General features: G+C 44.4%; 10 protein-coding genes. 3 read left to right on the top strand and 7 right to left on the bottom strand.

The annotated features are described in order from the left end of the window. From BG32_RS09100 to BG32_RS09085, 4 genes are all read right to left on the bottom strand, one after another. On the bottom strand, positions 1-1,145 hold a 1,145-nt coding region (locus BG32_RS09100), incomplete at its 3' end, for a cyclic 2,3-diphosphoglycerate synthase (RefSeq protein ID WP_121526716.1). 142 nt (positions 1,146-1,287) lie between these two features. Next, a complete protein-coding gene (locus BG32_RS09095; RefSeq protein WP_006488272.1) occupies positions 1,288-1,488 on the bottom strand; it encodes a hypothetical protein in 201 nt (66 codons plus the stop codon). 6 nt (positions 1,489-1,494) lie between these two features. Next, on the bottom strand, positions 1,495-2,571 hold the full coding sequence (locus tag BG32_RS09090) for a ThiF family adenylyltransferase (RefSeq protein ID WP_099773127.1): 1,077 nt from the start codon (positions 2,569-2,571) through the stop codon (positions 1,495-1,497). A 352-nt stretch (positions 2,572-2,923) separates the two neighbouring features. Further along, positions 2,924-4,654: an ABC transporter ATP-binding protein gene (locus tag BG32_RS09085; RefSeq protein WP_121526715.1), complete on the bottom strand. Its 1,731-nt coding sequence runs from the start codon at positions 4,652-4,654 to the stop codon at positions 2,924-2,926. 199 nt (positions 4,655-4,853) lie between these two features. On the opposite strand from BG32_RS09085, the gene BG32_RS09080 reads away from it, so the two are divergent. The 3 genes from BG32_RS09080 (at position 4,854) to BG32_RS09070 (ending at position 7,028) form a co-directional block, all read left to right on the top strand. Then, positions 4,854-5,408, top strand: coding sequence for a flavodoxin domain-containing protein (locus BG32_RS09080; protein ID WP_257212150.1), 555 nt, complete (start codon positions 4,854-4,856; stop codon positions 5,406-5,408). Positions 5,409-5,636: 228 nt separating this feature from the next. Beyond that, on the top strand, positions 5,637-6,374 hold the full coding sequence (locus BG32_RS09075; protein ID WP_236609138.1) for a GNAT family N-acetyltransferase: 738 nt from the start codon (positions 5,637-5,639) through the stop codon (positions 6,372-6,374). After that, a complete protein-coding gene (locus tag BG32_RS09070; protein ID WP_014731332.1) occupies positions 6,375-7,028 on the top strand; it encodes a Crp/Fnr family transcriptional regulator in 654 nt (217 codons plus the stop codon). Here the strand turns inward: BG32_RS09070 and BG32_RS09065 are convergent. The 3 genes from BG32_RS09065 to BG32_RS09055 form a co-directional block, all read right to left on the bottom strand. After that, positions 7,025-7,681: an HAD family phosphatase gene (locus tag BG32_RS09065; RefSeq protein ID WP_006488284.1), complete on the bottom strand. Its 657-nt coding sequence runs from the start codon at positions 7,679-7,681 to the stop codon at positions 7,025-7,027. The genes BG32_RS09070 and BG32_RS09065 overlap by 4 nt on opposite strands. Then, positions 7,678-8,745 carry a helix-turn-helix transcriptional regulator gene (locus tag BG32_RS09060; RefSeq protein WP_006488286.1) on the bottom strand — a complete coding sequence of 356 codons (1,068 nt, stop codon included), beginning with the start codon at positions 8,743-8,745 and terminating at the stop codon, positions 7,678-7,680. The genes BG32_RS09065 and BG32_RS09060 overlap by 4 nt, the downstream gene beginning before the upstream one ends. After that, a partial coding sequence (locus BG32_RS09055) for a helix-turn-helix transcriptional regulator (protein WP_147434910.1) occupies positions 8,745-9,467 on the bottom strand: 723 nt, incomplete at its 5' end. The genes BG32_RS09060 and BG32_RS09055, both read right to left, overlap by 1 nt.

Here is a 9,467-nt window from a genome sequence, read left to right as displayed (position 1 = left end):
TTCTCACCGTATCCCATCGCTGGAAGGATCTGATCCAGGTGGTTGTACTTTTCATATGTTGAAACGAGTGATCCTACTGCATAAGGCCTTGGATCAACTATCTCGGATGCACCAAACTTCTTAGCCGCTACCCATCCCGCACCGTACTTCATTCCACCGTGGGTCAGGGTCGGGCCATCCTCTACGACGAGAACTCTCTTGCCCTTTATTTCGGACGACTTGCCTCCCTCAATGGTTATCGGTGAAGCACCGTCAACTACAATGGCATCGGGATTGAATTTCGCAATATTCCTTCGGACGATGTCGATATCTTCTGGAGAAGCCGTCTCCTCCTTGTTTATAACAACTACATCGGCCATCATAAGATTCGTGAATCCCGGGTAGTATGTAGTCTCGTGACCGGCTCTATGAGGATCGGTTACAGTTATATACAGATCTGTCTTATAAAATGAGAAATCATTGTTTCCGCCGTCCCATATTATTACGTCTACATCCTCTTTTTCAGCTTCTCTGAGAATCGCTTCGTAGTCGACCCCGGCATATATAACGGCATTTCGATCTATATGAGGTTCGTATTCCTCTCTCTCTTCAATAGTGCATTCGTGTTTATCTAGATCCGAATAATCGGCGAATCTCTGGACCTTCTGTTTCACGAGATCTCCATAAGGCATCGGATGTCTGATAGAGACAACCTTCTTCCCCTTGGCTCTCAGGATGTCGAGCACTCTTCTGGTTGTCTGGCTCTTTCCACAGCCCGTCCTAACTGCGCAGATAGAGATTACCGGTTTCGAGGACTTAACCATTGTCTTGCTGGGCCCAAGAAGAATGAAATCCGCACCGTGTGCGTTTGCTATTGCCGCCCTCTCCATGACATATTGATGTGGAAGATCGCTGTATGCGAGAACGACCTGATCGATCTTGTGCTCGTCGATCAATTTGCCGAATTCTTCTTCCGGAACTATCGGAATGCCATTTGGATAGAGTCTGCCTGCGAGTTCCGCAGGATACTTTTTTCCATCGATTCCAGGTATCTGAGTCGCCGTGAAAGCTACTACTTCGAACTCTTCGTTGTCTCTGTAGTAAGTGTTGAAGTTATGAAAGTCTCTTCCGGCAGCGCCGAGAATCAAAACCTTTTTTCTTTCCAATTTCTCCACCTCCATATATATTCCAACTATCCTTTAAAATTCTACATTTAAAAGAGGATCCCTACAAAAAAACCTAATTCCGCCACGAAACGATGAAGACCAAAAGAAGGGATTTTGTGAGCTTATACGTGAGTATGCGTTACTATGCGCCCGTTTGGTCTGCATTGGCTGCAACGATTATGAGAACCCTCGACTTTGCCGAGATCAGCTCATCTTCACCGACAAATCTTCCGTCTACCAGAACAAGAGGAGAGACAGACCCAAGCTGTGTTTCCTCTATCAGTTCACTGAAGGTAAGATCTCTGTCGAAACTCCATCGATTGTTTCCATAGACTACTTCCAAGCTTCGTCACCTCTTGGCTGAAGAACAGACGGGACAACCTTCACGTCGTTCAAAGGAAATGCTCTCGAATTTACCCTTTCTCAGGTCAAACCAGAAAACATCGTCTCCACACATTCCGGTATTCAGAAAAGTCAACACCATGGCCGCCTCTAACATGCCTCCAAAATAGCTTACAAAAGTCAGTATCCCCTTTTGTGCCCCCGTATCCTTTCTGTTGTCGCCCATGAAACACCTGTAGCAAGGCACTCTTTTATCTCTAAACATCGCATATCCGCCAAAATTCTCTACGGCCGAATCGACAAAGGGAACACAGTTGCGGTAGCAGGAATCATTTATCAGATACCTAGCCTCATAATTGTCAACGCAGCTGACAACTACGTCGGGTTTTTCAGTCTTGATGAGGGTTGGATCGAAACTTTCTTTACGGATCTTGACCCGAACGCCACTGTACCGCTGTGCAATCTTTTTTTCAATTACACTCGCTTTTGAAAGACCAACATCTCCATAATCGTACAATATTTGTCGGTGTAAATTGTTAAGTTTAATTTCACCCGGTTCGATGATACATATGTCATCAATTCCGTTATCCAGCAAGATTTTTATCAATGGGCAGCCCAATCCGCCGGCACCAACAACCATCACTCTTCCCTTTCTGGACGCCCTCTGCAAATCTAACGGGAGATCACAAATGGGACCGATCTCGTTGCTTCCATTCATGAGCCAGGAAAAAACCTTTCCGGCTATCAAAGGTGAGAACATAATCGACAGAGTGTGTGGAAAGCTTACAATTCTCTTTCCACAATCTTCCTCGATTTTGAAATCGTCTCCATCTCTGAATTCCATGGTCTCTTTCTGCCTGTAAATCAGAGGCGAATAAAAGGGGAGAATTCTGTGCCTTGGAAAATCTCTAGTGATTCCGGAAAGACCACTTCTAATTAGGAGTTCGGCGGTAAGTTCCTCAGTCGCGCCCCATAGATGACCAAATGTCTCCTCGGCCAATCTCAGCAGGAACGACCTGGTCATTCCCTCAACAAGTAATTGCCGCTCGTACCATCTGAATAGAAAATCATTCTCTATGTCCATATGCGTCCCTCCACAGATCCAAGACCAGCCTAAGTATAACAAATAATCCTCAAGTGGATAACCCTACAGCTAAAGACTTATTCGTGTTTGAAAATGGAATACACCTCTTGGAGCCGGATCGCGAAACCTTTGATCTCAAGTGGTGGCAAACAAACGGGAGAATGAATTTTCATAATTCACTTCACGAATTGAAATTTTGCGCTCGGAAGGCGCAGGCTGACATAGAACTGAGAGACTTTCAAGAGAGTCTTCCATCTGCTAATTCAGAGTATTCCAAAGCCATTGATGAACATGCCTTTTTTTTGACCCCTCTCAACCCTCCCGATATTTACGGGAGTATCTACTGGAGAGATCACATATCCGGTATATACCCCTTGAACTGAGCCCTATAAAGCCCCGCGTAATGTCCGCCCTTCTCGAGGAGTTCGTCATGAGAGCCCCTTTCTATGATTCCATTGTTCGTTATCACAACTATCTCATCGGCGTTCTTAATTGTGGAAAGTCTGTGGGCAATTACAAGTGTTGTGCGTCCTTTCGAAAGGGCTTCTAGAGACTCCTGGATCTTCAGCTCAGTCTCATTATCCAGCGCAGAAGTGGCTTCATCTAAAATTAGAAGGGGAGGATTCTTTAGAAAGACCCTCGCGATTGATATTCTCTGCTTCTGACCTCCGGAAAGCATTACTCCTCTTTCACCAACATAAGAATCGTATCCGTTCTCGAGACTCATGATGAAATCATGAATATTCGCTCTCTTTGCAGCCTCAATTATCTCTTCGTCTGTAGCGTCGCCCTTACCGTAAGCAATATTATCCCTAATTGTTCCTGCAAAGAGAAAGACATCCTGTTGAACAATACCGATGTGGGTTCTTAAGGAGTGAATGGTAACGTCACGAATATTCACTCCGTCAACGGTGATCCGTCCACTCTTAACGTCATAGAATCTAGGAATAAGATGGCAAAGTGTTGTTTTTCCACCACCAGAGGGGCCGACTAGAGCCACCATCTTACCGGCAGGAATATGGAGATTTATATCGGTGAGTACGTTTTCACCTCCGTCGTAGGCGAAAGAGACCTTCTCAACTCTTATATCTCCCCTGACACCATTTAGTTCAACTGCATCCGGCGAATCTGTGATGCTTGACTTCGTTTCCATTATTTCAACGAACCTTTCAAAACCTGACATTCCGTCTTCATATTGCTGAGCAAACTGCATAAGCCTTCTTATCGGCTGGAGAAATAGATCAACGTAAAGAAAGTAAGCTACAAAGGCTCCGACGGTTATCTCGCCTGAGTAAGTAAGATATCCCCCGAAAGCCAGAACGGTAACTTTCAACATGTTCATCATCAGGTCGACACCGGTCGTCATCTCGGCCATCGACTTGAAGGCGAACTGCCTGGATTCCTTGAATTCCTGGTTGCCAAGATCGAATTTACTTTTTTCGAATTCTTCATTGGTGAATGACTGAGCGACTCTAATACCAGAAATACTGTTCTCAAGCTGTGCATTGACGTTCGCTATCTTCTTTCTCACCAATCTAAATGCCTTTGCCATCTTCTGTCTCTTTCTCACTCCATACCAGACCATAAAAGGTATATAGGCAAAGACAACGAGAGTGAGTCTCCAGTCGTTCTGCATTAAGATTATGAAGGCTCCGATCAACGTTACAGTAGAAATGAAGACATCTTCGGGGCCGTGATGTGCAAGCTCCGTGATTTCTCGAAGATCGTTCACTATTCTCGACATGATCTTCCCGGTTCTCACCTTGTCGAAATAACTAAAAGATAGCGTCTGCAGGTGGGAGAAAATATCCTTTCTCATGTTGTACTCCATCCTTACCCCGACAACGTGACCCCAGTAACTGACAACGTAATTGAAGACGGCTCTCAAGACAAAGAGAAACGCCATTATTGCGGCGATAATCACAATACCTCTCATGTTACCCGAAGGGATATAATCATCCAGGGCCAATGTAGTGAATCTAGGAAAAACCAGATCGATTCCAGCAATCATGAAAGCACATGCCATATCCAGTAAAAATAGCCCTAGATGTGGCCGATAATAGGCCATGAATTTTCGAATCATAGCAAGCCTCCCGCATAGTTAGGTAAGAGTCTCAATTTTACATTAGAATACTCTGGATAACAAGTTCATGCATTTAAATCCAAATAGAGAAATTGACTCCTTGTCCTGTCGAACGAGCTTTATGATCTTTACGCAGTAATCCCAAAATACTGTTAAAATAGCTGTGGAGTCTTCAGTTCAGGAGAAGGAAAAGAAGAGCTTGTCGAAAACAGTAGTCCTTTACAAAACTAGATATGGAAGTTCGAAGAAATATGCAGAATGGATTGCAGAAGAGCTCCACGGCGATCTCTTTGATATTGAAGATGTCGATCTTGAAAGACTTAAGGATTACGACTGCATCGTATTCGGCGGATCACTCTATGCCACTGGCATCAGTGGATTGTCTACAATAAAAGAGAATTTCAAATCTTTCGAGAATAAGAAGGTAATTATCTTCTCCGTGGGAGCTTCTCCAGCGAGATCAGAGGTTATCGAAGACATAAAGGCAAAGAACTTCTCGCCTGAAATTGTCGAGAAGATTGAGTTCTTCCATTTGAGGGGCGGATTTGACTTCAAGAGATTGAGACTCGTAGATAAGATTTTGATGATTCTATTGAAGAGTAAACTCAAAGGAAAGAAGAGACGCGGAGAAGAGCTTTCCGACGATGAAAGAGGGATGCTGGCGGCTTACAGTACGGCAGTAGATTTCACAAGCAGGAAAGCTATTGAACCGATACTGGAAAGCATCAGTAAGTTTACTCACGGGAATGCTTAAGACAGATTCTGGATCGAAGCGTTGCTTGCAATGAGAAGTATTTTGAAAGAGTCACACCTCTCAAGCACTTCCCCGATTGAATTTGCTCTCGCTCTTTCGTACGGTTCTGTGTAGGAGGATTTTGCTTTTTCATATGCGCCACTAAAATCAGGATGTTCGTTTTTGTACAGCAAGAGAGTTTGCTTTCTGCCCCGGAATCGGTGGGTAAGAATTATGATCGGAGGTAATATGTCCAGAATTCGTAGGCTTGAAGAGATCTCCTTAAACTCCTGGCCAGCCGGTTACACAAAGTTCCTTGATGGCTGGGTATTGAGATACGCAGGCGGATATACAAACAGGTCAAACTCCGTCTATCCTATCTACGATGGGTTCGAACCTCTAGAGCAAAAGATCGAAGAGGCTAGCAGGTTCTATAAGTCAAAGGGGTTAAGGACGATGTTCAAGCTCACCGCGGACTCAAAGCCTGCAGGACTGAACAGTGTCCTCAAAGAGATGGGGTTTGAAGAAAGGGATAGAGCACTGGTAATGACGAGAGCGATAGGCAGTGAACCCCACGATCTTTCAGACGCCGATGTCGCTTCAAGGCCCGAGGAGGAATGGCTCGAACTCTTCTTCTCTCTGAATAGCAGGGCAAGAGAAAATCAAGCCTGGGCAAGAAAACTACTTTCTATGCTTCTTCCTGGCAGCCCCTTCATCATCCTTAGAAAAAGAGGAATCGCAGTTGGTTGCGGGTTTGCAGTAATAGAAAGCAATCACGTGGGACTCTTCGGAATAGCGGTGCGAGAATCGGAACGGCGAAAAGGATACGGGAGAGAGATAACCGAAAAACTCTTGGAGCTTGGTAGGCAACGGGGAGCAGAGACAGCCTATCTGCAGGTTGACAAACCCAACGAGAGCGCGATAAGTCTCTATTCTAAGATCGGCTTTCGAGAAGAATATCAGTACTGGTACAGGGTTGGCGAATAGATGTTAGACACAGTAGATCTCTTCAACGATTTGAGCAGTGATGAAAAAAGCGAAGTTCTTTCGGCTTCGCGAACTGTCAGGTTCCAGCCCGATCAGGTGATCTACACTCCAGATGATCTTTGCGATTCACTTTGTATAGTTCTCAAGGGCAGGTTAAGAATTGCAAAGGTATTGCCCTCTGGTCGTGAACAGACTATCAATTACATTGAAAAGAACCAGATTTTTGGAGAAGCGCTTGCGTTCGCTGGAAGAAAGTGCGCCTCACATGTCTTCGCGGAAGAGGATTCGGAAATACTAAGCATTCCGAAGAGAGCTCTCCTATATGCTTTCAAAAACAAGCGTTTTCTGTTCTCTTACCTAAAGAGCATTTCCGAAAAGACACTGAATCTCTCATATATCATTGAATTGCTTTCATTATCAACCGTCAAGAAGAAACTGGCAAGCTACCTTCTGGAACTATCTCTTGAAAAGGGAAGCAATTCATTTGAACTTCCTCATACCAAGAAGACACTCGCAAACCTTTTTGGATCAACAAGAGAAGCCGTTTCTCGAAACTTTTCTGAACTGCGGAAGGATGGAATCATCTTCATGCCAGATAGAAATTCCGTGGAAATAAAAAGCTCAAAACAACTCGAGAAAATTCTCTTCGATTAAATTAAACTATCGAACCTCTTTTCCAAATACTCTCTAACCCCGTTCAGATTATCGAACACATGTTTTGAAAGCGACAAATCAAGGTCTATGTTCTCCTCGTGCCTTACCCCAAGAACCTCCATTCCGGCCATGAAACCGCTTCTAATGCCGTTTGGCGAGTCTTCAATAACAATGCAATCCTCCGGGGCAATTCCCAAAAGCCGCGAAGCTCTTTGATAGATCATCGGCGATGGCTTAGATTCCCTAACTTCATCTCCCCCGACGATTACCGAGAAGTATTCGAGCACGTTTATTTTCTTCATCAACTCTTCAACAGCGGACTTCTCCGTCGACGATGCAATCGCCAGTTCTACCTTTCCATAAAGAAAATCAAGAAGCTCAATCAATCCGATATTTGGAACCACGGTCTCTCTGGCAAGTTCGAGATACCTTTCCATGTACCTTCTGCCAAATTCCTCAGGCTCCATATCCAGACCGGCAGTCTGAACAATTACTCTCTGAGTTTGAGACATTTTAAGACCCATCTGCTTCTCGAAGAGCTCATCACTTATCTTTCCACCAAGCTCCGAAACCAGTTCGGTACAGGCCCTTCTATAGAGCTTTTCGGAATCGATTATCACGCCATCCATATCGAATATTACTGCTCTAATCATTTCATATCCCTCAAATTCAAAAGATTTCTGATATCGGCTGCTGCCCTCCGTACAGTCTCTTTTCTCACACAGATTATGCTGCTGAATGGATCAACGTCGATCAACGATGACTTGAACAGAAGTCCCATATGATAGGAAATGGTAGACTTGGCGAGGCCTGTGAATTCAACGAGGTCCTTCTGTAAAGCCGGTTCCTTGCTGAGTCTCTTCAGGATCTTGAATCTGGTCTCGTCGGAAAGCACCTTAAGAAGACTCCGTAGCCTGACTTCCTGCGGGATTCTGCCCGAGAAATCTTCGGTAACCTCTTCAAGACCCATTATCAGAAGATGAAAGGTCGGATATGTCATTAGGCCAGAGTTTGTATGAGGTACCGAGTTTTGAAGAGTTATGTATACAGGTTTCGTCTCGTCGAGTACGATATCGTAATAGTCGAGATAGTTCGAGAAGGCGTCTTTGATCTTCTGTGACGAACTACTCTCTATGTATCCTTTTACGAGCCGAGTGTTGAGGTCTCTTAAACCGCTTCCTTCATAATAGTTTAAGATTTTCATCGTCTTGGAGGAAAGGAAATCCATCGCCGTCTTCGGAAAGAAGAGTAGCTGGTGCACAAACCAGACAGTATCCGGGCTTACACCGCCTATTGCCTCTATGGCCTTTGAGACCTTCTGCGGTTCCTCGCTTATCATACGATTCAGCTCATCATGGGAAATCTTGAGCCTTCTATCTGCAAATACCTGGATGAAACGGTCTCTTATCAACTCGATTCCCTCTTCCGTTACATTAAGGCTTTCCTCAATTGTCACCTGCATACCGTCTTGAAGCTTCTGCCTTATTGGGAAGAGGATGGGAGCCATAACACCCAGTTCGTTCATAAAGGTTATATACATCCTCGTTGACCACTCTTCATCCTTAAGAAGTGTTTCCCTGAATTCCAAGAGCTGAGAAGAGGGTTCATAATCAACCCCGAGCGTCTTGAGTACCTTCTCAACAGGACCAGTGTTCAGCGAAAACTGAATGGCCATTGTCAGATCGTATATTTCGAAATAGCCGGTGATTATTTCCATTAGTTCTCACCTTCATCGTATAGCGTCTCAAGTCCTTTCAGAATTTTTTCGAGACGCTCTTTATTCAAAGAGAAGTACACTCTTCTGTGATCTTTTCGGCTCTTAACCAGGGCAAGTTCGGACAGAGTCGAAAGGTGGTAGGATACTGTCGCTTTGGATAGCCCTACGAGCTTTGCAAGCTCATCCACGTATTTTGGTTCCTCGGATATCGACTTCAAAATCTGCATCTTGGTTTGATCGGCTAGATTTCTGAGAAACAGTCTGAGAGTATTGTCCGTAACCGATGGATTCATAATCTCTTCAATCTGCTTGAAGTGCTCGCTGAATACTATCAGCTGGGTATTGCAGGAGCTTGCAAACTTAAGCCCTGAATACTTCAGTGTATTCTGAAACAAGAGATGAAGCGGCAAGTCTTCTCTTGCCTTAATGCCATAAAAATCAAGAAATCCCTCGGCAATTTGATTATACTGATCATTTTCGAAGAGCTTTAGTTTTTCGGCTATCTGATCGCGATTCTTTTTTCTCAGACCGGATTCTTCGTAGTACTTCTTCATTTCGTTAAGAGCAAAGAGCAGGATCTCTTTCGACTGCCTGGGAAAGTTTATCAGCTGAGTAATGAACCATGTCGTGTTTTCAGAGAGATCTTCGGCCTTGTTTACAGCTTCGGGCACAATGCTTAGATCCCCTTCAAGTATCTTATCTACTTCCTCTTGAGAGAAATT

Origin of the sequence: Mesotoga sp. HF07.pep.5.2.highcov, assembly GCF_003666285.1 — a bacterium.
Lineage (GTDB): Bacteria > Thermotogota > Thermotogae > Petrotogales > Kosmotogaceae > Mesotoga > Mesotoga prima.
The sequence above is the reverse complement of the archived record's forward strand: the minus strand, read 5'-3'. Positions and strand labels throughout refer to the sequence as shown.

Excerpts from the sequence above, each read along its gene's own strand:
- BG32_RS09090 (WP_099773127.1), bottom strand. The coding sequence starts at position 2,571 with ATGGACATAGAGAATGATTTTCTATTCAGATGGTACGAGCGGCAATTA.
- BG32_RS09085 (WP_121526715.1), bottom strand. The coding sequence starts at position 4,654 with ATGATTCGAAAATTCATGGCCTATTATCGGCCACATCTAGGGCTATTT.
- BG32_RS09075 (WP_236609138.1), top strand. The coding sequence starts at position 5,637 with ATGTCCAGAATTCGTAGGCTTGAAGAGATCTCCTTAAACTCCTGGCCA.
- BG32_RS09070 (WP_014731332.1), top strand. The coding sequence starts at position 6,375 with ATGTTAGACACAGTAGATCTCTTCAACGATTTGAGCAGTGATGAAAAA.
- BG32_RS09065 (WP_006488284.1), bottom strand. The coding sequence starts at position 7,681 with ATGATTAGAGCAGTAATATTCGATATGGATGGCGTGATAATCGATTCC.
- BG32_RS09060 (WP_006488286.1), bottom strand. The coding sequence starts at position 8,745 with ATGGAAATAATCACCGGCTATTTCGAAATATACGATCTGACAATGGCC.